19 protein-coding genes are annotated in these 24,065 nt (G+C 42.9%); 11 read left to right on the top strand and 8 right to left on the bottom strand.

Going from position 1 to position 24,065, the window contains the following annotated elements; genetic code table 11:
* The first annotated feature begins 27 nt into the window (after window positions 1–27).
* The 3 genes from uxuA (at window position 28) to HB679_RS09390 (ending at window position 2,913) form a co-directional block, all read left to right on the top strand.
* On the top strand, window positions 28–1,218 hold the full coding sequence (uxuA, locus tag HB679_RS09400) for a mannonate dehydratase (RefSeq protein ID WP_214071705.1): 1,191 nt from the start codon (window positions 28–30) through the stop codon (window positions 1,216–1,218).
* A gap of 140 nt (window positions 1,219–1,358) precedes the next feature.
* Window positions 1,359–2,420: a 3-oxoacyl-[acyl-carrier-protein] synthase III C-terminal domain-containing protein gene (locus HB679_RS09395; RefSeq protein ID WP_214071704.1), complete on the top strand. Its 1,062-nt coding sequence runs from the start codon at window positions 1,359–1,361 to the stop codon at window positions 2,418–2,420.
* A gap of 1 nt (window position 2,421) precedes the next feature.
* Window positions 2,422–2,913, top strand: a complete 492-nt coding sequence (locus HB679_RS09390) for an isoprenylcysteine carboxylmethyltransferase family protein (RefSeq protein ID WP_214071703.1) — start codon at window positions 2,422–2,424, stop codon at window positions 2,911–2,913.
* A 6-nt stretch (window positions 2,914–2,919) separates the two neighbouring features.
* Here the strand turns inward: HB679_RS09390 and HB679_RS09385 are convergent, their stop codons facing one another.
* A complete protein-coding gene (locus HB679_RS09385; RefSeq protein WP_214071702.1) occupies window positions 2,920–3,108 on the bottom strand; it encodes a hypothetical protein in 189 nt (62 codons plus the stop codon).
* A gap of 165 nt (window positions 3,109–3,273) precedes the next feature.
* A complete protein-coding gene (glgB, locus tag HB679_RS09380) occupies window positions 3,274–5,379 on the bottom strand; it encodes a 1,4-alpha-glucan branching protein GlgB (RefSeq protein WP_214071701.1) in 2,106 nt (701 codons plus the stop codon).
* 203 nt (window positions 5,380–5,582) lie between these two features.
* On the opposite strand from glgB, the gene HB679_RS09375 reads away from it, so the two are divergent.
* On the top strand, window positions 5,583–7,991 hold the full coding sequence (locus HB679_RS09375) for an ABC transporter permease (RefSeq protein ID WP_214071700.1): 2,409 nt from the start codon (window positions 5,583–5,585) through the stop codon (window positions 7,989–7,991).
* 182 nt (window positions 7,992–8,173) lie between these two features.
* Here HB679_RS09375 and HB679_RS09370 read toward each other — a convergent pair whose 3' ends face one another.
* Together HB679_RS09370 and HB679_RS09365 are read right to left on the bottom strand one after the other, a co-directional pair.
* The gene (locus HB679_RS09370; RefSeq protein ID WP_214071699.1) at window positions 8,174–10,624 is read right to left on the bottom strand and encodes a TIM-barrel domain-containing protein; all 2,451 of its coding nucleotides are present in this window, start codon (window positions 10,622–10,624) and stop codon (window positions 8,174–8,176) included.
* Between the two features lie 239 nt (window positions 10,625–10,863).
* Complete coding sequence (locus HB679_RS09365; protein WP_214071698.1) at window positions 10,864–11,535, bottom strand: lipid-binding SYLF domain-containing protein; 672 nt, start codon at window positions 11,533–11,535, stop codon at window positions 10,864–10,866.
* A 137-nt stretch (window positions 11,536–11,672) separates the two neighbouring features.
* Between HB679_RS09365 and HB679_RS09360 the strand changes: the two genes are divergently transcribed.
* Together HB679_RS09360 and HB679_RS09355 are read left to right on the top strand one after the other, a co-directional pair.
* Window positions 11,673–12,656 (top strand): acyl transferase, encoded by a 984-nt coding sequence (locus HB679_RS09360; protein WP_214071697.1) that lies wholly within the window; start codon window positions 11,673–11,675, stop codon window positions 12,654–12,656.
* 63 nt (window positions 12,657–12,719) lie between these two features.
* A complete protein-coding gene (locus HB679_RS09355) occupies window positions 12,720–13,379 on the top strand; it encodes a PH domain-containing protein (RefSeq protein ID WP_214071696.1) in 660 nt (219 codons plus the stop codon).
* Between the two features lie 4 nt (window positions 13,380–13,383).
* Here the strand turns inward: HB679_RS09355 and HB679_RS09350 are convergent, their stop codons facing one another.
* Genes HB679_RS09350 through tyrS form a run of 3 tightly spaced genes read right to left on the bottom strand, consistent with a single transcriptional unit; the run spans window position 13,384 to window position 15,647 of the window.
* Complete coding sequence (locus HB679_RS09350; RefSeq protein WP_214071695.1) at window positions 13,384–13,830, bottom strand: RES family NAD+ phosphorylase; 447 nt, start codon at window positions 13,828–13,830, stop codon at window positions 13,384–13,386.
* The gene (locus tag HB679_RS09345) at window positions 13,830–14,312 is read right to left on the bottom strand and encodes an antitoxin Xre/MbcA/ParS toxin-binding domain-containing protein (protein ID WP_214071694.1); all 483 of its coding nucleotides are present in this window, start codon (window positions 14,310–14,312) and stop codon (window positions 13,830–13,832) included. The genes HB679_RS09350 and HB679_RS09345 overlap by 1 nt, the downstream gene beginning before the upstream one ends.
* Window positions 14,313–14,363: 51 nt before the next feature.
* The gene (tyrS, locus tag HB679_RS09340; protein ID WP_214071693.1) at window positions 14,364–15,647 is read right to left on the bottom strand and encodes a tyrosine--tRNA ligase; all 1,284 of its coding nucleotides are present in this window, start codon (window positions 15,645–15,647) and stop codon (window positions 14,364–14,366) included.
* A gap of 198 nt (window positions 15,648–15,845) precedes the next feature.
* Here tyrS and HB679_RS09335 point away from each other — a divergent pair, with 198 nt between their 5' ends.
* Both HB679_RS09335 and rpsA read left to right on the top strand, forming a co-directional pair.
* Complete coding sequence (locus tag HB679_RS09335) at window positions 15,846–16,508, top strand: hypothetical protein (protein ID WP_214071692.1); 663 nt, start codon at window positions 15,846–15,848, stop codon at window positions 16,506–16,508.
* 187 nt (window positions 16,509–16,695) lie between these two features.
* Window positions 16,696–18,666, top strand: coding sequence for a 30S ribosomal protein S1 (gene rpsA, locus HB679_RS09330; RefSeq protein WP_214071691.1), 1,971 nt, complete (start codon window positions 16,696–16,698; stop codon window positions 18,664–18,666).
* 257 nt (window positions 18,667–18,923) lie between these two features.
* Here rpsA and HB679_RS09325 read toward each other — a convergent pair whose 3' ends face one another.
* Complete coding sequence (locus HB679_RS09325; protein ID WP_214071690.1) at window positions 18,924–20,870, bottom strand: tetratricopeptide repeat-containing sensor histidine kinase; 1,947 nt, start codon at window positions 20,868–20,870, stop codon at window positions 18,924–18,926.
* Window positions 20,871–21,016: 146 nt separating this feature from the next.
* Here HB679_RS09325 and pyrR point away from each other — a divergent pair, with 146 nt between their 5' ends.
* The 3 genes from pyrR (at window position 21,017) to HB679_RS09310 (ending at window position 24,044) form a co-directional block, all read left to right on the top strand.
* Window positions 21,017–21,562 (top strand): bifunctional pyr operon transcriptional regulator/uracil phosphoribosyltransferase PyrR, encoded by a 546-nt coding sequence (gene pyrR, locus HB679_RS09320; protein WP_214071689.1) that lies wholly within the window; start codon window positions 21,017–21,019, stop codon window positions 21,560–21,562.
* Between the two features lie 113 nt (window positions 21,563–21,675).
* On the top strand, window positions 21,676–22,605 hold the full coding sequence (locus HB679_RS09315; protein WP_214071688.1) for an aspartate carbamoyltransferase catalytic subunit: 930 nt from the start codon (window positions 21,676–21,678) through the stop codon (window positions 22,603–22,605).
* Between the two features lie 2 nt (window positions 22,606–22,607).
* A complete protein-coding gene (locus HB679_RS09310) occupies window positions 22,608–24,044 on the top strand; it encodes a serine hydrolase domain-containing protein (protein WP_214071687.1) in 1,437 nt (478 codons plus the stop codon).
* Window positions 24,045–24,065 lie beyond the last annotated feature (21 nt).

Raw genomic sequence — 24,065 nt, 5'->3', positions numbered from 1 at the left:
TATTTGTATCTCAAAACATCACGCTGAATGATCAGTAATTTAGAACAGACCTTCCGTTGGTATGGGCCAAACGATGCCGCTACACTGCAGGCCATTAGTCAGACCGGTGCTACGGGCATTGTCAATGCCCTGCACCACATCCCTACCGGCGAGGTATGGAGTTTGGAAGAAACAAAGAAACGTAAGGATATCATTGAGACGGCGGGCTTCCGCTGGTCTGTTGTCGAAAGCGTGAATGTGCATGATACGATCAAGACAGCTTCTGCTGGTCGCGATCAGCATATCAAAAACTATATCGAGACTTTAAAGAACCTATCTGCCGCAGGCGTTAAAACGGTTTGCTACAACTTTATGCCTGTGTTAGACTGGACGCGGACCGATATTGATTATCGGTTGCCAAACGGTGCCTCTGCCTTACGCTTTCATGCCCCTGCCCTTGCAGCGTTTGATCTTTATATTTTAGAACGCCCCGGTGCATTTGATGAATTTTCCCCAGAACAGCAACAGGCGGCCAAAGCGTATCTGGATAGCATTACTCCCGAACAAAAACAACAACTCATCAACAATGTAATGGCCGGCTTACCGGGCACCAAAGATGTACTGACCATTGACCAATTTAAAGAGTTTTTAAAACGTTATGCCGATACCGACGCGACTGCGTTAAAGGCTAACATGGCTTACTTCCTGCAAGCCATAGTACCTGACGCGGAGAAACTGGGCATTAAAATGTGCGTTCATCCTGACGATCCGCCGTTCCCGATCTTTGGTTTGCCCAGGATAGTTTCGACCGAGCAGGATCTGAATGACGTGGTGAATGCCGCGCCATCTACCAGCAATGGCATTACCTTCTGCACCGGCTCTTTAGGTGCCCGTGGCGATAATGATTTACCGGGTATTGTTGAGCGATTGGGGCAGCATTTTCATTTCCTGCATTTACGCAACGTTAAGCGCGAAGCGGATGGCAGTTTTTATGAGGATAATCACCTGGAAGGCAGTACCGACATGTACGCGGTGATGAAAGCACTGGTGCTGGAGCAACAAAAAAGACAAGAAGCCGGTCGCGATGATGTAGCCATACCCATGCGCCCGGATCATGGACATAAATTATTGGATGACTTCAACTACAAAACTTTCCCTGGCTATTCGGTTATTGGCCGCCTGAAAGGTTTGGCAGAGTTACGCGGTTTAGAGTTGGGCGTAAAACGCGGCCTGCTGTAATGGGCATAAAAACAAACGAAGAAAGATCTGTACGTTGTTAATGTGCCGGTCTTTTTCTTTTATAGGGTCTAATCAAACAAATATCGCCTATCTTGCTTGTCTATGGGCAACTAACGCTCATAAAACGCCGTATTTAAAGTATGCCCCATATAGCAGCAGCATCTACCATAGATCTACCTTACAAAACAAAACAACAAGATGTTAAGCAACAAGCGCACGAGCTTTTTTCGGCTAACTTCCCACAGACTGACCGACTGATCTTCGCGTTCGATAACACAGAGATCATCACCCGCAATTTCTGTAAACCTTTGTCTTACTACGCCGAGCCAAATAGCTTTGAACAGCGTAATAATGACTATATAGAAAACGCACTGAACTATTCGGTACAAGCTATCGGGGAGTGCATTGTAAAAGCAGGCATCAGCAAGGAAGATATCACAGACATTTTCTTTGTATCTACAACCGGTTTGGCCACACCCAGTCTCGACGGTTTAATCATCAACAAGATGCGATTGAACCCGCATGTAAATCGTAGCCCGCTATGGGGTTTGGGTTGCGGCGGCGGGGTATCGGGCATGGCTAAAGCTAATATGGCGGCCATTGCTAACCCTAATGCGGTAGTGCTGTTAGTAGCAGTTGAACTATGCTCATTGACGCTGATTAAAACCGATTACAGCAAGAGTAATTTTATAGGTTCAAGCCTATTTTCGGACGGTATAGCAGCTGTTATTGTTAAAGGCGATAATCATACTCAAAAACAAAACAAAGTGGCCTACGTGGCAGCCAGCAGTAAATTATATTATGACTCGCTGGATGTGATGGGCTGGGATTTTAACGATACTGGCTTCAAGGTACTTTTCTCAAAAGATATCCCTACATTCATTCATGAAAATGTGAAGGCTGATATCACTGATTTTTTAGGCAGGCACAATTTGCAGCTCGGCGATATCAAAAACTTTATATTTCATCCAGGCGGTAAAAAGGTTTTAGACGCCTATGCCGATGCCCTGCAGGTTGAGGGAGATTTTCTAAACAAAACCCGTGCAGTAATGAACGATAACGGCAACATGAGCAGTGCTACGGTACTCTATGTTTTAGAACGATTTATGACCGAGGGCTTTACAGACGGTTACGGATTAATGATGGCCATGGGGCCGGGGTTTTCGAGCGAGATGGTGTTGTTAAAGTTGACTAACGATTAAAATGTATTTTATCGTATTCATTTCTTTCCTGATCCTGCAGCGACTATCAGAGCTTTACATCGCCAGGCGTAACGAGAAATGGTTGCTGCAAAACGGCGCCATTCAATACGGTCAAAGCCATTATCCGTATATGGTTTCTATGCATACGCTCTTTATTCTTTCTATTATAACCGAATATAACTGGCGTGGCGGCGAACCTATCAGTTGGATCGCGTTGAGTTCATTTTTAGTGGTGCTGTCCTTCAAATTCTGGGCACTGTCATCGCTGGGCAAATATTGGAACACCAAAATATACCGCATACCGGGCGTTTACCCGGTTAAAAAAGGGCCTTACAAAATCTTCAAACATCCTAATTATATGGAGGTAGTTTGCGAGATAGCCATCATCCCGCTGGTGTTTCATCTTTACTATACCGCAATAGTTTTCTCGCTGCTTAACGCTATGATGTTAACAGTAAGAATAAAAGTCGAAAATAAAGTGTGGGCGCAGTAGCCTGGGTTAGTTCACTACTTTCTTGCGGCCATTATAGGTGCGATAAGCCAGGTAATAAAAAATCAGGAAAACCACAAAACTTAATGCAACGGTAGGATCTTTGATGTAAGGAAAAATTGGAATAGCAGTGTAAACGGCAAATGCCAATGAGGCTATAGCGGCTAAAGCAAAAATTAGCGATAGGAATAATTTCATTTTATTAGGGGTTACTACCCTAAATATAATCACCTAAATCGCTAAAAATCAAAATTTTGGTAAAAATATAGTCTTGATTTAAAACAGATATACCTTTAGGCAAAATTTTACCTAAAAGTATATCCAGCCTACCAAAAAATGTAATTTCCTTGCTATCTGTTTATATTATATAATCTTAAATATAGCTGCGCCCAATGGAGGCAAAGCGATGTTTATTGAGTTGCTTCTGCCGTGCCAGCTTTCCTTTTCGGTTGTTACCGGTTTAACATTCGCCGCACCACTACCCCAGAATTTCTCCGCGTCCGAATTAAAGATCTCTACCCATTCGCCCGCTGTAGGTACACCTATGCGATAATTATGACGCGTAACCGGTGTCATGTTTAACACTACCAGTAAATCATTTTTAGGGTTGTTACCCTTACGCATGTAAACTACGATCGAGTCGTCAGCATTTCCGCCGTCAATCCACTCAAAACCGTCAGACGAGAATCCCTTTTCATATAGTGCAGGTTCCGCACGATACAAATGGTTCAACGCTTTTACAGTTTCGCTGATGCCTTTATGGTTTGGATAGTCGGTAACATACCAAGGCAATGCGGTTTGGAAGTTCCACTCATCACCCTGGCCAAACTCGGCACCCATAAATAATAATTTAGTGCCGGGATGGGTAAACATATAGCTATAACATAAGCGCAGGTTGGCAAATTGCTGCCATTCATCGCCGGGCATTTTACGTAGCAAAGAGCCTTTGCCGTATACCACCTCATCATGCGAGAAAGGCAGCATAAAGTTTTCGGTAAAGGCATAGATCAAACTAAAGGTTAGTTGATTATGGTGATATTTGCGGTTGATAGGATCTTCTGCAAAATACTTCAGCGTATCATGCATCCAGCCCATCATCCATTTCATCCCAAAACCCAATCCGCCTAAAAATACAGGGCGACTTACGCCTGTAAATGAGGTAGACTCTTCGGCAATGGTTTGTATATCTGGAAAGTGGCTATACACCGCTTCATTAAATTCTTTTAAGAAAGATATCGCCTCCAGGTTCTCGTTACCCCCAAAAACGTTTGGCTCCCACTCACCTGCTTTACGCGAGTAATCCAGATACAACATTGATGCTACCGCATCCACACGTAAACCATCCACATGGTAACGATCAAGCCAAAATATTGCGTTACTGATCAGGAAAGCCCTAACCTCATTACGGCCGTAGTTAAATATGTATGATTTCCAATCGGGGTGAAAACCTTTGCGGGCATCTTCATGCTCATAAAGGTGCGTACCGTCAAATTTATAAAGCGCCATCGCATCGCCGGGGAAATGTGATGGAACCCAATCTAAGATCACACCAATACCTTCCTGGTGAAAAAGCTCTATCAAATACATCAGTTGCTGCGGTGTACCATAGCGGGATGAAGCCGCATAATAACCGCTAACCTGGTAGCCCCAGCTTGGATAATACGGATGCTCGGCAATCGGCATAAACTCTACGTGGGTAAAGCCCATATCTCGCACGTAAGGCACCAGCATGTCGGCCAGTTGCTCGTAAGTATAAAACTCGTCTGGCTTGTCCCAATCACGTGCCCATGACCCCAGGTGCATCTCGTAAACCGAGTATGGTTTATCTAAGGCATTATGCTGATAGCGGTTAGCCATCCAGCCGGCGTCTTTCCACTCATAAAAAGTATCTGCTACGATTGAGCCTGTGAGCGGTGGTATTTCCCAGCGTAAAGCAAAGGGGTCACTTTTTTCCAGGTCCTCGCCGGTATTTGAATTGATGAAATATTTATAAACCTCGCCATTACCTACGTTAGGTATAAAGCCTTCCCAAATGCCCGAGCCATCCCAACGGTTATATAAAGGGTGCGATCCGCGATCCCAATAATTAAAATTAGCTATTACGGCCACATATTGTGCGTTTGGCGCCCAAACAGCAAAGTAAGTACCCACTACCCCATTATACTCCACCACGTGCGAACCCAACTTCTCATACAACCTGTAATGTTTGCCCGACTGAAACAGCGCCACATCAAAATCTGTAAAACGGCTATAAGGAATAACCCGCCGAACATCATTTAAGGATTCGGTAGCATTAACCACGTTTTTTGCAGCTACAACGTTTTTAGTTACTGGCTTTTTGGCTGCGGCCTTCGGTTTTGCCGGGGCTTTCGCTGCAGGAGCTTTTTCTTTAACGACTTTGGTTGTAGCGGCTTTTTCCGGTTTCGCTTTCGCAGATTCGGGTTGTGTAGTGGTGGTCTTTTTTGCCATGGTGGATAGCCTTTGCAGGCGTTTAGATAAACTCAATTAAGTTAATGAGTTTAGTAATAACAATCAAATATATCATTATTGTTTGGTGCACAATATAATTAACAATATATGTTACGAGCCGGGGCAATTTAGGCACGTTAAAAAATGTTAATGTTTTCATTCCTTAACAGTTAGGGTTTAACTTAGTTTAAAACCAAACACTTATGCTGCACAATTACTTTATCATTGCCTGGAGAAACATTCTTAAAAACAAGGCATTCTCGCTGATTAATATTTTTGGATTGTCTATCGGCATTGCCTTCACTTTATTGATCGGTGCTTATGTGTGGAGCGAACTCCAGGTAAACCGGCAGCTTAAAAATGTCGATAACCAATACATTATTATGAACAAGTTTATCGATCCTAATTTCAGCAATGACGTTGGTACAGTAGCTGAGCTGCCAAAAGCTTTGAAAGACAACTACCCCAACCTTATTGCCAACTACTACCGGGCCGATTTAATAACCAGCTACGTAGCAAAAAACGATAAACATTTTAGAGAAGACCTTCAAATAGGCGACAGCACGCTGCTAAAAGTATATGGATTTAAACATATAAGCGGCGATGTTACGACAGCGCTTAAAGATCCTTTTTCGGTAGTCATCAGCCGCAAAATGGCTGATAAGTATTTTGGGCGTACAGATGTAGTGGGGCAAACCATAAATTTTGAAAACTTCAGCTCAGAACGGCATGATTTTACTGTTAGCGCCGTGTTAGATGATATCCCCAAAAATTCTGTAACCGGCATTGTTTCTGACAATGGATTTTTCTTCAACATTGAAGCAGGTAAATTTTTTAAGCGCGATATTTCAAGTTGGTGGAATTTAAATATGGCTTGTTATCTGGAATTAAAACCTGGCGTCGACCCAAAAACTGTAAATGCAGCCATGAAGCAAATTCTTGCAAAGTATGAACCCGACAATACTATCAAAAAGCAGGTGACACCCTATCTGGTAAAATTGACGGATTATAATCTTGAGTCCAATAACGGGCTGATCAAAAAAATGGTTTATACCTTATCATGCATAGCGCTGTTTATATTATTTATGGCGATAGTCAATTTCGTCAACATCTGTATAGGACGTTCGGCGGGGCGTATGCGCGAGATGGGGATTCGCAAGGTACTGGGCAGCTTGCGCAAACAGATTATCCTACAGTTTCTGATTGAATCTATCGTTTTGGTGATGATATCAACTTTGATTGCAGTGATTATTTACTTAGTAGCCAAACCTTATTTTAGTGATGTTTTAGGTAAAGAAGTTCCGGGACTGTTTTCGTTCCCGGCATACATAATCCCGATACCGTTTGTATTTGCGATGTTAGTTGGCGCTTTGGCCGGCCTGTATCCGGCATTTGTACTATCGGCTTCAAAATCTGTTGACGCCTTAAAAGGGGAATTAAGCTCGGTAAAAGAAAGTGTATTACTTCGCAAAACCTTAGTTGCATTTCAATTTAGCATAGCCGCTGTGGTATTAATCAGCGCCATTGTTATTTCGCAACAGATTAGTTTATTTTTTGGCGATAGTTTGGGATTCAATAAAGAGAACGTGGTCTACGCTCAACCATCGCGCGACTGGTCGCCCAAAGGGGTACAAAAAATGGAATACGTTCGTTCTCGGTTGTCGCAACTGCCCGAGGTACGTAATGTATCATTATCTTATGAAATACCTGACGGACACAACGGCGGTAATTATATTATCAATCGCCCCGAGCTACCCAACAAGGTAATTAGCAGCACCGGCATGGAATGCGATGACGGCTATCTGGCAACTTATAAAATCCCGCTAAAAGCCGGGCAATTTTTCAATCCTGTTTATGCCAAAGGCGATAGCTTAAAAATCGTCATCAATGAAACAGAAGCTAAAATATTGGGATGGGACCGAGCCGAAGATGCCATTGGCAAACCATTAATGATCTGGGCTTATTCGTCAAAACCTTTTATTGTACAAGGCGTTACAGCTGATTTTCATTTCGGGTCGATGCATAATAAAGTTCAGCCAATAACCTTCATGAACAATAATTATATTTCCATGTATCGGTATTTCTCTATCCGCCTAAAACCAGGCAATCTGCAAAGCAACCTGGCCGCTGTCCAGAAAAAATGGACCGCGTTAATGCCAGGCACGCCGTTCGAATATAAATTTATGGATGATGCTTTGGCAAAAGTTTACGCTACCGAGCTTCAGTTAAGAAAAGCAGCGTCAATTGCGACTGCACTCTCCATCATCATTGTGTTGTTGGGCGTATTAGGGCTGATATCTTTAAGCGTACAAAAACGCACCAAAGAGATTGGTGTGCGCAAAGTGTTGGGTGCATCTGTAAACGGCATAATGATGCTGTTTATGAAAGATTTCCTGGCGACGGTGGCGATCGCCGGCATAGTAGCCTGTCCATTGGCATATATAATCATGACGCATTGGTTAGACAGTTATGCATCCCGCATAAATATTACCCCTTTGCCTTTTTTAATTACCATGGGGCTGCTCACAGTTTTAACGGCGATACTGATAGGCTTGCAAACAGTAAAAGCGGCATTAGCTAACCCGGTAAATAGTTTGAGAATAAACGGCTAGGAATGCCTTTAAACTTAAATAATGGGTGTCATGTTGAGGCTCTCGAAGCATGCGGGCGGGCCTTGCAAAGCGGCGGGCCTTTACGCTCATCCTTCGACCGGCTCAGGATGACACCCGGCATACAAAACAAAAGCCTTGCCCATTTAAACAGGCAAGGCTTTTGTTTATGATAACAATTAACCTTAAGCTATTTCGATCCGCTTAAAGTTTTTGCTGTATTTAAATTCTAAGAGGCCACCTTCTATGGTAAAATCTTTAATGGCTTTACTATCAGCAGTTATCTTTGACGGTTTAAATGGCAGCCCTGATATAGTCAATGCATAAGTTTCATAGCGTGGGGTATACAAACCTTCCAGGCTTTGTTGTATGCTCATACCGGTTTTGTTGCCGCCTACTACAAACTTTTTCTCCGAATAGATATCCTGCTCGTAGGCAAAAGTTTCGCCGTAATCTTCAAAGAAGAAGGAATTCACTTCAATTTCGCTGAAATAGATGTTTAGTTTAACCTCTTCAATCTCTTTTTCGCCAACATATTGTTGCACCGGGTACTCTGGTATTACCGCGCCGGCTTTAATAAAGATCGGGATGGTTTCTAACGGTGTCTGTACTTCTACCTCTTTACCGCCTTCAACAATCTCCAAGGTCCAGAAATTGTACCAGGTGCCGGTAGGCAGGTATACACGGCGGCTTTTCTGACCTGCTTCCAGTACCGGACAAATCAAGATCTTATCGCCATAAGTAAACTCATCCTGACGGAAGTAGTTATCAGACTCCAACTGCTCTTGCATTACAATAGGCCTCAAAATAGGGAAACCATAGCGATGATGCTCCCAAAAAGTTGAGTATAGGTAAGGCAATAGTTTATAACGTAGCTCAATGAATGTACGGTTAATAGAGGTATAAGGCTCGCCAAAGCTCCACGGCTCGCGCTCCTTGGTGTCGCCCGCAGAGTGCGCACGCATAAACGGCGAGAAGGTGCCTAACTGGATCCAACGCGTAAACAGTTCGCCATCAGGCTCGCCGCTAAAACCACCTATATCGGTACCGCAAAAAGCAATACCAGACATTGACAAACGCTGCAATTGGATATTACCCAGTTTCAAATGCTCCCAGGTAGCTACGTTGTCACCTGTCCAAACAGACGAGTAACGTTGCACGCCCGAATATCCCGCACGGGTAATGGTAAACGGACGTTTGTTTTTCATTATCGTACGCAAGCCTTCGTAGGTGGCGCGCACCATTTGCATACCATAAACATTATGTGCCTTACGGTGCGATCCTCTGTGACCATCATATTGGTGACGAACATCATCAGGGAAAGTTTGGGTGCCAAAAACCGCCGGCTCGTTCATATCATTCCAAACACCCGCTACGCCAGCATCTACCAGGCCCTGGAATAAACCACCCCACCATTCGCGCACCTCTGGGTTTGTAAAATCAGGGAACTGGCAGCGGCCCGGCCATACATGGCCCTCCATAAAGTAATCATCACTTCGGCGACAGAAATAACGTTTCTCTTTGCCTTCTTTAAATACCCAATAATTATCATCAACACGGATACCCGGGTCGATAATCACGACCACTTTAAATCCGTCGTCGGCTAATTCCTTCACCATTTTCTTAGGATCAGGGAAATATTTGTTGTTCCAGGTAAAGCAACGGTAGCCATCCATATAATCGATATCCAGGTAGATCCCATCGCAAGGAATATTTTCTTCGCGGAAGGTGGTAGCAATCTTTCTCACTTTAGCCTCAGGATAATAACTCCAGCGACATTGGTGATAACCCAGTGCCCAAAGTGGCGGCATAGGGTGCGTACCGGTTAATGTATGGTAGTTTTTAACCACGTCCATCATATGCGGACCGTGGATATAATAATATTGTAATTCGCCACCGTCTGCCCAGAAACTGGTTTGGGTATTATCTTCGGACGCGAAATCAAAGTGCGATTTAAAGGTATTATCGAAGAAAATACCGTGCGAAATACCTTCGTTAATGCTAATGTAAAAAGGTATGGTACGATAAATCGGGTCTTGGTTCCATTGGAAAGAGTAAGCGTCGGTATTCCAGTTTACAAAACGCTTGCCTCTTAAATTAAGCTCGGTCGGTTTATCGCCTAAACCAAAAAATGCTTCTTTAGCCAGAGCTACCTTGGTACAAAATACATAATACCCCCCGGCAGCTACGTTTTCTTCCCAGTGCATAGGCACCGCGTCAGAGCTGGTAATATTATCGTTCTTGTCCGAGAAAGAAATAAAGAAATCGGCCTTACGGATATGGCAATTTACAACGCCTGTAGATACGCGAAATTCGGTATCGTTTTCAAACAAAGTAAAGGCTGTAGCGGTGTTAGGCACCTTGGGTACCCCGTATGAGAATTCCTCAAGGAAAACACCGTGGGGTGCCAGTCTTACGCGGATAATCTCATCAGTAACAACAATTATCTCAACCTTGGCCTCCCCATCGGTAAAATAAAATCTATTTCCTATCTGGTCGGCATGATTTGGCACGCCCAGGTATTTTTTGATGATGGGTTTTATCCCAACTATAGGGTTATTTATATGCTGAAACGTATCGTCATCAGCAACAACTTTGTTTATATCTAATTCGGGGTCTATCGTATTCTCTTCCATATAACTATTCAGATCGAGTCGGCACCATGCATACAATTCATCGCACTAACAGCCAAAAAATTGACGGCAATTGCCTGTTTCAACAGCTAATAAACGACTTTTATTCTATAAAAAGACTACAATACAGCCGGAAAAGATTGACAAGTGTGAAAAATTATGAAACTCATAATTTTCAGTACTTTAAAGTAAGGCTAACAGCAATGGGCTTAAAACCCACTGCTATTAAACCGTTAAAAACTTTATAATGCGCTTAAAGCAGATTTAAGGCTAACTACCGCTTCATCGCTGCTTTTACCGGTTTCAAAGATCTCTGCAGAAGCTAGTTTGTTATTATAAAATGCATGATTGGCATCTTTATCAATAGCCAGGTTTGAACCATGGATGCTGATACCTGCGAATAAACCGCGGCTGCGCGAGTATGAATATACTTCGGCTTCCAGCTTATAGTCGGTAGTAGCCTGCGAGCTGCGACCAACCGGACCAGCGGCTGCAGAGATATCGCCGCCAATAGTAAAGTCGCCATTTTTAACCTTAGCAAGCACACCTTTATGGCGGAATACCAGTACCAGATCTGTAGACTGCACGCCAATTTGCAAGCCAAGGCTGCCGCCGGTCATGGTTATAAATACCGGGTCGCTCCATTTACCATCAGGTAATTTTACCAGGGCTACACCTTTACCGCGTTTGGCGCCTATGCCAAAGCCAGCGTTTAATAAGCCCGGAATGATGACCACACCTTCGTATTCGGCAATCAAATCATGCGGAATGCTTTCCTTCATTTTACTAAAGTCTTTTAATACCTGAGTAGATTTGTTGACGCGTTCTGTTTCTTTACTTACATCGGTTGCAGATGCTAATACAATAAATACGCTTAAAAGCATCGGCACTATAAATAATTTGAATGTTTTCATTTTGTTATTTGAATTGTTTCTTGAAAAACCTGTAAACCTATCAGTTGTTTTCGTTAATATCAGATTGATTGGTCATCAAATTATCCTATCTGAGTTTGGTTTCGCTCAAATATTTCAGTCTCACTATCTTTGCGGCAATGAAGCCCGACAAACAGCAGGTATTTTGTATTAATAGTGACGAAGCATTTGCCGAAACAGCTTTGCAGATTTTCAGGCATCAAGCTGAAAGTTGTAAGGTTTACAACAATTTCATTAGTGGGCTGGGCGTTGATCCACAGACCATTAATACCGTTAAGCAAATTCCATTTTTACCCATTGAGTTTTTTAAAGGCCACCATATTTTGAGTTCAAAAGACGAAATGCAGGTAACTTTTACAAGCTCAGGCACCACTGGAATGATAACCAGCAGTCATTATGTAACGGATGTGAGCTGGTATGAAGAAAGTTTCCGTAAGGCGTTCAATTTATTTTATGGCGATATAAAGGATTACACGGTATTGGCCCTGCTGCCCTCCTACCTGGAACGGCAAGGATCGTCACTAATTTATATGGCGCAGGATCTGATCACCCAGTCCAACAACCCCGCTAGCGGCTTTTACCTTTATAATTACGATGAATTAGCAGTACAATTAGCCAAACAACAAGCAGCCAAAAAGCCTACCCTATTAATAGGTGTGACCTTTGCCTTATTGGATTTTGTGGAACAGCATCAAATTAATTTCCCCGAACTGATTGTGATGGAAACAGGCGGCATGAAGGGCCGTCGCAAAGAAATGATTCGGGAAGAATTGCATGAAGTTTTGTGCAATGGGTTTGGCGTGTCGGCTATTCATTCGGAATACGGGATGACTGAGTTACTATCACAAGGATACTCCAAGGGTGAAGGTATTTTTAACTGCCCACCCTGGATGAAGATCATTACCCGCGATACCAATGACCCGCTGAGCTTAGTTACCGATGGTAAGGTTGGCGGTATCAATGTGATTGATTTGGCTAATATTAACTCCTGCTCGTTTATCGCCACAAAAGATTTAGGCAGGGCTTATGCTGATGGTAGCTTTGAAGTTTTGGGGCGTTTTGATAATGCCGACATACGCGGCTGTAATTTGCTGATAGCTTAAAACTTAACATACAACTAACAGAATTTATATATTTTTGCAGCTCATAATAAATACTGATTCAAAATGATGGATAAATTTTTGCGTGACGAGCAGGACCCGAAAGCTTTAGAAAAAGTTTACACCAGACTGGTGGACCTGCTTACAACCGGAGAAGAAATTATATACATAGCCGTACAGAAAAAACCTTTGGTAAACATATTGCCAGACTGTATTGCTATCACCAATAAACGTGTGTTATTTTTCACCCCGGCAAACCTGGGCCTTTCTATAAAATTTGTTGATTTTGTTTGGAAGGACGTTGTGGACGTTTATACCAAGGAAGAAATCATCGGCGCTATATTCAGCGTAAAAACCACCAATGGCGCCGAAATGGGGGTTGATTACCTGCCTAAAATACAAGCCCGGAAGTTGTATCAATACGCACAAGAGCGTAAAGAAGCCGAGCGCGAAGCCCGCCGTCTGCGCGACCTGGAAGAAAAACGCGCAGAATCTGGCTCTGTGCAATATGAGCAGCCCTTTCATCCAACACCTGCTGTACAAACGCCACAATTTCAACAACCGGAGCCCGAAGTAAAACCAGAACCGGTAGTATCTCAACACGAAGAAGCAAAACCGGATGTATTAACCGAGAAATTGAAAAAACTGAGAACATTGTTTGATAACGGTTTGATCTCCCAGGAAGAATATAACGCTAAGAAATTAGAATTATTGAGCGATTTATAATCGTTTAAGTCAATCTCGAGTCGAATGCAAAAGGCTCGGTTGATATGATCTTTGCTTCGCCTGCCTTAGGATGAAGAGGGTTAAATAAAAAATTAAACTCCTGCTTAACCAGCGCCGATGGCACTTTAAGCAGGAGTTTTTCTTTTTTTAGCAAGAAATTATTTCCTATTTGTTTGAGTGCGTATTGATCGTCATAACGCTCCCATGTGTTAGGTAGCAATTTAAGATCAAGTTCGACATAGTTTTCAGGAACGTCTACCACCATCAGGCACAGATCGTCAGGAACATTCGTCGGGCTTAAATGCGCCAGCGCTTCCAGCATAGCTAATGAGCGCGAAGAGGCTAAATAAACCGCCGCCTTACCCTCGCTGTTCCAACGCCCGCCATATAGGCGTGAGCCTGTTCCGCTCAAGTCTGCAAAGTCTTTCCTGGTAATACGATAAAGAAGCATCAGGCAAAAATGCCGTGCTCAATACGGCCCAATTCTTTAAAAACGATATCAAACCCCACAGAAGTATCTAATAAGGATACCGGAGCCTCGCCGCTAAAAACATAAAGCGGGGTTTTCATCCAGGTTTTAAATTTTTCTAAAGAGCCAAATACTTCTTCACCACGAGTATAAAGGCGTGCAAGCTCAACAGCTTTTTCTGCGTATTCAGTTTTAATGATAGCATCATCATCGTAGCGTTGCAAAGTACGCTCAGATATATGCATGATGTTAGAAAACTCCTGGATAGTAAGAGAGATCCTTTTAGCCAAAGCCATCAAACCGCGCTTTGGCAAACCCTGGCGACTTATTTTTAAAAGCTCCTGGCTACCCATGCCATTAAACTGCCTCACAGCCTGCCCTAACACCGTTGCAAACAGATTAGGTTGCGCACCATAAGCCATCATAGGCTCATTTAACTGGTTATTTGAAGTATCGTCGCTCATAATATTCAGACATTTAATCAAAAATAACTACAAAATGTCTGAAACACAAATTTATTCCGCAATAATTAAAAAATAATTCTTCTTCCCTTTTTGTGCGACAAGAAATTTACCACCAATCAAATGATCAGCAGTATAAATATCTTCAGGAGTACCTATTTTATTTTTGTTGATAGCAACACCACCACCTTGAATCATTTTTTTAGCTTCGCCCTTTGATGAGAAAACTTGTGTATTACCAGCTAATAAGTCAGTAGCGCTAATACCCGCCTGCAAATCACTCAACACGATTTTAAAATTAGGAACACCTTCAAATAAGCCAATTACTTCGGCCTCATTTAGCTCATTCAAAAACTCAATGCCGGTATTACCAAACAAAAACTCTGATGACTTGATGGCTTTCTCATACTCGGCCTCTCCATGTACGCGGATAGTGATATCTTTAGCTAAAGCTTTTTGCAATACGCGTAAATGCGGTGCAGTATCATGTTCGGCTTCCATTGCTTCTATAACCTCGCGGTCTAGAAGGGTAAATATGCGTATATATGATTTAGCGTCAACATCGGTAGTATTTAACCAAAACTGGTAAAATTGGTAAGACGATGTACGTGCCGGATCAAGCCAAACCGCACCACTTTCTGTTTTGCCAAATTTGGTGCCGTCAGCCTTTTTTATAAGCTGGGTAGTTAACGCATAGGCTTCGCCGGCATCTTTACGGCGGATCAGTTCTGTACCGGTTACTATATTCCCCCATTGGTCTGAGCCACCCATTTGCAGCACACAATTATTGTGCTTCCATAGGTAGTAGAAATCATAGCCCTGAACCAACTGGTAAGTAAACTCAGTGAAAGACATGCCGGTATCGCCTTCAAGGCGTTTTTTTACCGAGTCTTTCGCCATCATGTAATTTACGGTAAGGTGTTTACCCACATCGCGGATAAAATCCAGGAAGGTGAAGTTTTTAAACCAATCGTAATTATTAACCATTTGGGCACTGTTTGTACCGCTATTAAAGTCCAGGAATTTTTGCAACTGCGCTTTTACTGCTTCCAGATTATGTTGCAAGACATCTTCAGAAAGCAAATTACGCTCTGCCGATTTACCCGAAGGGTCGCCAACCATACCGGTGGCACCGCCAACTAACGCATAAGGCTTGTGGCCGGCACGCTGAAAATGGATCAGTGTCATGATCTGAGTTAAATGCCCAACATGCAACGAATCGGCAGTTGGATCGAAACCGATATAGCCAGATGCCATACCTTTATTTAACAGCTCCTCAGTTCCGGGCATAATATCATGCAGCATGCCCCGCCAGCGTAATTCTTCAACAAAATTCATCGATGTAATATCTTTTTAAATACCCTATAATTAGCGGGCCGCCAAAGATAACAGATTATACACTTTTAAACAGTTTTATGCAGAAAAGATTAACCTGTCGGGCATTTTAATCCATTTAAAAACTGTTAAAAGCAGTTTATGTTAAATATTAATATCGCCCAATCAAACATTTTCTTTATTTTTAGCTGAGGCCCGTTTATGAATTTTTTATCCCACTTTTATTTTGACCGAGAGGTTACCGACTGCTACTTTATACTAGGCACGGTACTGCCCGATCTTTTAAAGAATGCGGATAAAAGCATCGTCCTCCATCCCGAAAAACTACATCACCCAAGCCCCAACGTAAACAGCATTGTTGCCGGTTGGAACAAACACCTGGATGTCGACCGCTATTTTCACTCAGCCGATTTTTTCACTACGCATTCGCATCAGCTTAAAAAACAATTGATACCTGCTATTGAAGGTTCGCCGGTTAAACCATTCTTTTTGGGACATATCGGGGTAGAATTGATTATTGATAACCTATTACTTACCACCGGCAAAATAACTGTCGAAGATTTCTATGATCATTTAAAAGGCTGCAATACCGATGTTATCCAGGAATTCCTTACTGCAGCAGGATTAAAAGACAGCACCCGCTTCTTTCATTTTTTTGAGGGATTCAAACGTTCTGCTTATCTCCACACCTATTCAGAGACCGAGCAAATTGCTTATGCCCTGAAACGGATCTGTATGCGCGTTTGGGAAAATCCGTTTACTCCCGAACACGAAGCGCGCATGAATGAAGTATTGGTTGCCTATCGCGAGCTTTTACTACCCGATTTTATGTCGATTTTTCAAGAAATCGAAAGTAAACTATAGCCTAATTTTAGTGCTTTTTTGATAGGTTAATAGGTTGACGGTGAAGAATATCGCCAAAAAACACCCATTAGTAGGCAAAAACCCCTAAAAATCAGCATTTAAGATCAAATTAAATTTTTCAGAATAAAATATAGTCGTACCTTTGCAGTCCCAATTAACAAATTGGGAAAAGGAGATAAATCATTTAATGGCAAAAAAACAAGAAGCAGAAAAAGAATTAAAAGCTAAAGAAGCAGAGCTGGGAACAGTTACCGCATCTGGCGAAAAAGAAACTATTGAATCAGAGGCTGATTCAATATCAATCGAAGAGATCAAATCTCAAATTGTTACAGCACCCCGCGAAGATTTCGACTGGGACGCTGACGACAAAAAATTTGGTAACTACAGCGACAGCGAGCGCGAGAAAATGGAGAAATTGTATGATGGAACTTTTAGCTCTATCACCAAAGGCGAAATTATCACCGGTACTGTTGTAAATGTTAACAATAAGGATGTAGTATTAAACGTAGGATTTAAATCTGACGGTTTGGTATCTGTTTCTGAATTCCGTGATACACCTGATTTGAAAATCGGTGACACAGTTGACGTATTTGTTGAGTCGCAAGAAGATGCTAACGGTCAGTTAGTACTTTCTCGTAAACGTGCAAAAACTCAAAAATCATGGGAGAAAATTAATTCTGCATTAGATAACGATGAGATCATTACCGGTTTTGTTAAGAGCAGAACTAAAGGTGGTCTGATTGTAGACATCATGGGCGTTGAAGCCTTCTTACCAGGTTCACAAATCGACATTAAACCTATCAGGGATTATGACGTTTATGTGGGCAAAACAATGGAGTTCAAAGTTGTTAAAATCAACCACGAGTTTAAAAACGTGGTAGTATCACACAAAGTGTTGATCGAGGACGACTTAGAAAACCAAAAAACCGAAATTGTTGCCAAACTTGAAAAAGGTCAGGTATTGGAAGGAACAGTTAAAAACATTACAGACTTTGGTGTATTTATTGACCTTGGTGGTGTTGACGGTTTATTACACATTACAGATATTTCATGGGGCCGTATTGAGCATCCAAGAGAAGTTTTGGCATTGGATCAGAAAATCAACGTTGTTGTGTTGGATTTTGATGACGAGAAAAAACGTATCGCTTTGGGCTTAAAACAATTAACTCCTCATCCTTGGCAATCACTTGACGAAACTTTGCAAATTGGTTCGAAAGTTAAAGGCCGCATAGTTACTGTTGCAGATTACGGTGCTTTCTTAGAAATCATCCCGGGTGTTGAAGGTTTGATCCACGTGTCAGAAATGTCATGGTCTCAAAACCTACGCAATCCACAGGAATTTCTGAAAGTTGGCGACGAAATTGAAGCACAAGTATTGACATTAGATCGCGACGAGCGCAAAATGTCTTTAGGCATCAAACAATTAACCCCAGATCCTTGGCAAAATGCTGCTGAACGTTACGCAGTTGGTACAACCCACGTAGCTACAGTTAAAAACATGACCAACTTTGGTGTGTTTGTTGAGCTTGAAGATGGCATTGACGGTTTGATCCACATCTCTGACTTATCATGGTCTAAGAAAATCAATCACCCTAATGAATTCACTAAAGTTGGTGAAAAATTAAACGTGATTGTATTAGAATTGGATGTTGATAACCGCAAACTGAGCTTAGGTCACAAACAATTAGAAGAAAACCCTTGGGATACTTTTGAAACTATCTTCACCCTGGATTCAATCCACGAAGGTACCGTGATCAAAGTAACTGACAAAGGTGCAATTGTTGCTTTACCTTACGGTGTTGAAGGTTTCGTACCTACCAAACACCTGGTTAAAGAAGATGGCAAAAGCCTGAAAGCTGAAGATACAGCTGATTTCAAAATCATCGAGTTTAACAAAGAAAACAAACGTATTGTAATTTCACACTCACGTATATGGGAAGAAGCTCGCGCTGATGCTCGTGTACAAGACTTCGAAAACCGTAAAAAAGAAGCAAAATCTGCTAACAATGCGGTTAAGAAAGTGAAAGAATCGGTTGAAAAATCTACACTAGGTGATTTATCTGTACTTGCCCAATTGAAAGAACAAATGGAAGGTGCAGAAACTAAAGCTGCTAACAAAAAAGCTGCAGCTAAAAAATCTGAAGAAGAAGCTAAATAAGCTTTAACCGAATATTTTACCAAAGCCCTGTCAAGCAATTGACAGGGCTTTTTTGTTGAGTTGGTTGCTTTACGCTCTATCCTCGCGCGTCATTGCGAGGTACGAAGCAATCTCCACACTTGCTAATCAATGTCCGTAGTCATCGTGCTGGCTATCGCCGACGAGATTTTTCTTATTGACTGTCTGTTGTATAGATTGCGTAGTGGCCGCGCAATGACGTTTTTAGTTTGTAGCTTCAAACAAAGGATACCAGCCGCTCACGCCGCCGGGAACGAGAAGTAAAACGTAGTGCCTTTGCCCTGCTCGCTTTCAAGCCAGATGCTGCCGTGGTTAGCCGCAACGAACTCTTTGATGAGGTTAAGTCCCAACCCACTTCCTTTCTCGCCTTTAGTACCGTAGGATACCTGCAGGTTTGAGGTCAGAAATTGCTGCTGTTGCTGGTTAGAGATGCCGGTGCCGGTATCTCTAACCATAAATACCACTTTAGTATCCTGCCGCTTTGCACCAAGCTCAATGCTGCCATGCTCATACGTAAACTTAATAGCGTTCGACAGTAGATTACGCACAATGAAATCAAAATGATTCAGATCGCCAATAATGCCTGATCCCGTCGGTACACTGTCAATAACCGATATATTCTTTAATGCTGCTTGCCTGGCAAGCAGGTTAATATTCTTGTCGATAATTGCTTTAGTATCCAACTGTTCGGGCTGCACCTTGATACCCTGCAATTGCGCCCTACCCCATTCAAACAAGGTTTGCAGCAACTCGAAGGACGCCTCCGTTTGCTTGCGAAGATCTGATATTATAGCTTTCAGCTCCTCCTCGGTAAATTCCTCCGTTTCCATTAGCGCGAACAGTTGCGCTGCACTGCCGGCCGGCCCCTTTAAATCATGCCCTATCACCGAGAACAGCGTATCTTTCACCTGGTTAGCTGCTTTAAGCTCTTTGTTTAATCGCCTTATTTTGTGTACGTAGCGGTAGATCAGCACTAAAGCTATGGCAACCATGGCCAGTATTACAAAGGTAAGATCGAGTTCCTTTTTCTCCACTTTGCTCACCTGCTGCAGGTTTCCAATCTTTTCGCGCGACGACTCCAGCGCGTAACTGCTATCTATCGCAGCTATATCTTTGGTGGTATCGGCATTGAGCAAACTGTCCAGCAACCTGTGGTTTTCCTCCAGCGCAGCCATAGCTTCTTTATAATCTTTTTCCTGTTGATATACGCCGGCCATAGCCTCATAAATATTAGCGGCTAAGCGCGGTTGTTTTAAGCTGTCGGCAATTTGCAGTGCCCGCTTTAAGTCGGTTAAACTTTGGCTGGTGTTGTCATTTTTTAATACGCCTGCTATATCAATCAAAGCTTCGGCCTGTTGCTCCGGGCGGTTATACTTTTTAGCTTCAGACAGCGCCTCTTTATAAGTGGCCAGTGCATGCGCAGCCTGTCCTTCCTGTTGATAGATCTTGCCTTCTTCATCAAGCATGTTGATCTCGGTATCACGCTGGGCAGGTATGCGGCTGTTTTGAACACCTTCTTCCAAGTATTTGACAGCGGTGCGGTTGTCGCCTTTGCGCAGGTACAAATGGCCTATCCTATCTAATAGAATGAAATAGGCTTCGGGTTTTTGTTTACGATGTTCGTACTGAACAAGTGTTCGCAGATAGTATGTCAATGCTTTTTCTACATCTCCTTTCTCTTCATAAACCTTGCCTAAACCATTGTAAGTATCCAGCACACCTAAACTATCATGGCTATCTTTATAAAAACTAAGCGATTTATCTAATTCTGTAACCGCCATGGCTACGTTCTTCCCTTCGCCATCCAGCAGCCCTAGTTGATCATAAGCTATCGCTACGCCCTCTTCATCGCGCAGATTTCTAAAAACAGACAGCGCCTCATTAGTAAACCTGCGGGCCAGATCATCATGATGATGCAAAATATTGATGTGCCCCAACTCTATTAACAGAATGCCCTGGCTATGATGGTCGCCGGCCATTTCTGCCAAACGCATGGCCTGATTACAATAATGAACTGCCGAATCGGGTTGGTCGGCCTCATAAAACTTACCTATTTCAAGGTAAGTGGCAATTTTCTGAGGATCGTTTTCGTTTTTTAAACGAGTGCGCAAGGCTGACAATGGCTGCTGTGCAAATGCGGCGCTGCTGATGAAAAATAAAAGCAGAAAGTATTTAAATTTCGACATATGACGCGTTTTACGCAAATGAGCCAACAAGGTTTACACTTTTCAGGAATACAACAAATTAACACAATATTTGCAGATAAGTTCTGATTATTACCCTAACACATTAATCACAAAAATTATTACCTTTGCCCAAATCCACCCACACGATGCAAAATCTTACGCTGCTCGACGGTCAGAAATTTCAAATCACTATACAGCGTTTATGTCGTCAGTTAATCGAAAATCATAACGATTTCTCGCAAACGGTATTAATTGGTATACAGCCAAGAGGTATTTACCTGGCCAAGCGTGTCGCCGAAGAACTCCGCAAGATCCTACCTAACGATACCATCGAACAAGGCAATCTGGACATCACCTTTTACCGTGACGATTTCCGCCGCCCTGGTGCCCCACTGGTACCTAATCAAACCAAGATCGATTTTATTATTGAAGGTAAGAAAGTGGTTTTAATGGACGATGTACTCTGGACCGGCCGCACCATCCGCGCGGCTATGGACGCTATGCTGGCCTTTGGCCGCCCTGAAAAGGTTGAGCTGCTGGCATTGGTTGATCGCAGATACTCGCGCCATATACCGGTAGCAGCAGATTATGTAGGTATTGAGGTCGATTCTATCGCGTCGCAAAAGGTAGTGGTGAGTTGGAAAGAGACGGATGGAGAAGATAAGATAGTATTGCTATCGGAGGTAAAATAAATTAAACCTGTCATTGCGAGGAGGAACGACGAAGCAATCGCGAACTTCCTACCTCCTTGCGATTGCCACGCTATCGCTCGCAATGACAAACAATATATTCGAAATATAAACATATGCCAGGATTAAGCACACGTCACCTACTTGGAATTAAAGGTTTAAATGAAGCTGATATTCAGTTGATTTTTGAAACAGCCGACAATTTTAAAACGGTTCTTAATCGTCCTATCAAAAAGGTGCCGTCATTGCGCGATGTGACTATTGCCAATATCTTTTTTGAGAACTCAACCCGTACACGTTTGTCGTTCGAATTGGCCGAAAAGCGCCTGTCGGCAGATGTGGTGAACTTTGCGGCATCATCGTCATCAGTTAGCAAAGGCGAAACGCTGATTGACACCGTTAACAACATCCTGGCTATGAAAGTGGATATGGTAGTAATGCGTCACCCCTATGCCGGTGCAGCCACCTTCTTATCTAAGCATGTAAAGGCCCAAATAGTAAATGCCGGCGACGGTGCGCACGAGCATCCAACCCAGGCTTTGCTGGATGCCTTCTCTATCCGCGAAAAGTATGGCGACGTGGCCGGTAAAAAGGTGGTGATTGTGGGCGATATCCTGCACTCGCGTGTAGCGCTGTCAAATATACTTTGTCTGAAACAATTGGGCGCAGAGGTTATGGTTTGCGGACCAACAACCTTAATCCCTAAATATATTGGCGCTTTAGGCGTAAAAGTTGAGCATAACCTGATCAAAGCCCTGAACTGGTGCGACGTAGCCAATATGCTGCGTATCCAGTTGGAGCGTCAGGATATAAAATACTTCCCCTCACTGCGCGAGTATACCATGCTGTATGGCTTGAACAAACAAATCCTGGACTCGCTGGACAAGGAGATCACCGTGATGCACCCAGGCCCTATTAACCGCGGCGTAGAGATAACCAGCGACGTGGCGGACAGTAAACAATCCATCATATTAGACCAGGTTGAAAACGGTGTAGCCATCCGTATGGCGGTTCTTTACCTGCTGGCCGGTCAAAACCCTGAATAATCATGACCAAGGTGTTGCGTGGCATATTGATAAGTTGTTTTGGCTTATTGTTAACCAGCCAGGTAAATGCACAGGCACGCCAGCTCCGCAAAACAGATTCAGTTTTTAAGCTCATCAAAAAACATATCTACACTAAAGATGCAGATGCTATCTATGACCTGGCAGATACACGTTTCAGGCAATCCATTAGTCAAGGCGTATTTCGCGACTTTCTATTCCGGGAGGTATTTTCGCTGGGCCTTATTAAAAAAGATTCACTGGTTAGCTTTGTTAACAATGTAACCGCTGCTTATAAAATACAATACGAAAACGCAGCGTTTCTATTAAGTCTTAGTTTGGACGATGGTGATAAACTTGATCTATTTAAACTCGAGCCTTATACTGAACCCGTTAAAAATAAAAAGTCGCTTGTACCATCAACCAATTCTTTAAAAACTAAAACAGACAGCGTAGTTGATGTGGTGGCCCGTAAGTATATTCAAAAAGCCAATACGGCAGGGTTAAGTCTTGGTATCTTAAAAAACGGCGCCATTAGCACTTATAACTATGGCGAAACCAAGCGGGATAATGGTCAGCTGCCAACTGTTAATACCATTTTCGAGATCGCATCCATCAGCAAAACATTTACCGCTACCCTACTGGCCTGGTATGTAAACGAAGGAAAGCTTAACCTGAATGATCCTATTACCAAATATCTGCCAGACTCGGTAGCGGCTAATCCGGCGTTAAAAGACATCAAACTGGTTAACCTAAGTAACCATTCATCTGGCTTACCGGGTTTACCTGGCAACTTTTCGGCACAAATAAATTACAGCGATGCTAACCCGTATCGGTACTACACTCGCGAAATGCTGTTCGGTTATTTGAAAAACTGCACGCTAAGAAGTACCCCAGGCACTAAATATGCCTACTCAAATCTGGCAGTTGGGTTATTAGGTGTTATACTGGAACGCGTTACCGGTAAACCATACGAGCAACTGGTTACCGAGATTATTTGCAAGCCTTTAGGCATGAAATCGACCGAACAACATTTAAACGTGCAGACAGCGCCGCGGTTCGTTACAGTTTATAATGAGAATGGTGTACCCACCCCACCCTGGGATTTCGACGCTTTGCAGGCCTGTGGTTCGCTTAAATCAACTATTAATGATCTGTTGATATATGCCAGGGCTAACATGACTAAGTCTAACAGCAAGCTCTCTAAAGCTTTCCAGTTAGCACATCAGATAACTTTTAACAACGGCGATAGCGAAGTAGCTTTGGGTTGGCATATCATTAAAGTGGATGGTGTGAGCTATATCTTCCATAATGGCGGCACCGAAGGCAGCAGTAGTTTCCTGGCTTATAATATCGAGAAAGGATTGGTGGTGGTGATCTTGTCTAACTCAGGTGCCAGTACCGATAATACAGGAGTTGGTATTATTTCTAAATTACAGTAAAAATTACGCCGAACCCTTTTC

The sequence above is a fragment of the Mucilaginibacter sp. dw_454 genome, from assembly GCF_018449775.1.
Lineage (GTDB): Bacteria > Bacteroidota > Bacteroidia > Sphingobacteriales > Sphingobacteriaceae > Mucilaginibacter.
The sequence above is the reverse complement of the archived record's forward strand: the minus strand, read 5'-3'. Positions and strand labels throughout refer to the sequence as shown.

Bases quoted from the DNA above. Each gene is read 5' to 3' on its own strand.
- HB679_RS09350 (WP_214071695.1), bottom strand. From the start codon at position 13,830: ATGCTTCTTTATCGTATTACCAGGAAAGACTTTGCAGACTTGAGCGGA.
- pyrR (WP_214071689.1), top strand. From the start codon at position 21,017: ATGCAAAATCTTACGCTGCTCGACGGTCAGAAATTTCAAATCACTATA.
- HB679_RS09360 (WP_214071697.1), top strand. From the start codon at position 11,673: ATGAAGCCCGACAAACAGCAGGTATTTTGTATTAATAGTGACGAAGCA.
- HB679_RS09395 (WP_214071704.1), top strand. From the start codon at position 1,359: ATGCCCCATATAGCAGCAGCATCTACCATAGATCTACCTTACAAAACA.
- HB679_RS09370 (WP_214071699.1), bottom strand. From the start codon at position 10,624: ATGGAAGAGAATACGATAGACCCCGAATTAGATATAAACAAAGTTGTT.
- HB679_RS09335 (WP_214071692.1), top strand. From the start codon at position 15,846: ATGAATTTTTTATCCCACTTTTATTTTGACCGAGAGGTTACCGACTGC.
- rpsA (WP_214071691.1), top strand. From the start codon at position 16,696: ATGGCAAAAAAACAAGAAGCAGAAAAAGAATTAAAAGCTAAAGAAGCA.
- uxuA (WP_214071705.1), top strand. From the start codon at position 28: ATGATCAGTAATTTAGAACAGACCTTCCGTTGGTATGGGCCAAACGAT.
- HB679_RS09385 (WP_214071702.1), bottom strand. From the start codon at position 3,108: ATGAAATTATTCCTATCGCTAATTTTTGCTTTAGCCGCTATAGCCTCA.
- HB679_RS09365 (WP_214071698.1), bottom strand. From the start codon at position 11,535: ATGAAAACATTCAAATTATTTATAGTGCCGATGCTTTTAAGCGTATTT.
- HB679_RS09345 (WP_214071694.1), bottom strand. From the start codon at position 14,312: ATGAGCGACGATACTTCAAATAACCAGTTAAATGAGCCTATGATGGCT.
- HB679_RS09355 (WP_214071696.1), top strand. From the start codon at position 12,720: ATGATGGATAAATTTTTGCGTGACGAGCAGGACCCGAAAGCTTTAGAA.
- HB679_RS09325 (WP_214071690.1), bottom strand. From the start codon at position 20,870: ATGTCGAAATTTAAATACTTTCTGCTTTTATTTTTCATCAGCAGCGCC.
- HB679_RS09315 (WP_214071688.1), top strand. From the start codon at position 21,676: ATGCCAGGATTAAGCACACGTCACCTACTTGGAATTAAAGGTTTAAAT.
- HB679_RS09310 (WP_214071687.1), top strand. From the start codon at position 22,608: ATGACCAAGGTGTTGCGTGGCATATTGATAAGTTGTTTTGGCTTATTG.
- HB679_RS09375 (WP_214071700.1), top strand. From the start codon at position 5,583: ATGCTGCACAATTACTTTATCATTGCCTGGAGAAACATTCTTAAAAAC.
- HB679_RS09390 (WP_214071703.1), top strand. From the start codon at position 2,422: ATGTATTTTATCGTATTCATTTCTTTCCTGATCCTGCAGCGACTATCA.
- glgB (WP_214071701.1), bottom strand. From the start codon at position 5,379: ATGGCAAAAAAGACCACCACTACACAACCCGAATCTGCGAAAGCGAAA.
- tyrS (WP_214071693.1), bottom strand. From the start codon at position 15,647: ATGAATTTTGTTGAAGAATTACGCTGGCGGGGCATGCTGCATGATATT.